Below are 332 nucleotides of genomic sequence, written 5' to 3'. Positions count from 1 at the left end.
GGTTCACTCTGAAGTTTTCTTGTGTTCGCAGTAAAAGGATGGTGGAGCTATGCGGGATCGAACCGCAGACCTCCTGCGTGCAAGGCAGGCGCTCTCCCAGCTGAGCTATAACCCCATCGTATACACTAATCTCTGTACCGGTAATGCTTTCTGAGACAAGGCGTGGAATAACGAAGCATACTGAAGTATGCGAGTTGTTCCGCAACGCAGTATCAGGAAGTATTTGGTAGGCCTGAGTGGACTTGAACCACCGACCTCACCCTTATCAGGGGTGCGCTCTAACCACCTGAGCTACAAGCCTGCAGAGATTTTTACTGCTATTTTCATCAGAC

2 tRNA genes are annotated in these 332 nt (G+C 50.0%); both read right to left on the bottom strand.

Annotated elements, in window-relative coordinates:
• Positions 1-39: 39 nt before the first annotated feature.
• Positions 40-115, bottom strand: a tRNA-Ala gene (locus tag ACTJJA_RS23945).
• Positions 116-224: 109 nt separating this feature from the next.
• A tRNA-Ile gene (locus ACTJJA_RS23940) sits at positions 225-301 on the bottom strand.
• Between the last annotated feature and the right edge of the window lie 31 nt (positions 302-332).

Source organism: Enterobacter sp. 22452, from assembly GCF_052045065.1.
Lineage (GTDB): Bacteria > Pseudomonadota > Gammaproteobacteria > Enterobacterales > Enterobacteriaceae > Enterobacter > Enterobacter mori.
The sequence above is the reverse complement of the archived record's forward strand: the minus strand, read 5'-3'. Positions and strand labels throughout refer to the sequence as shown.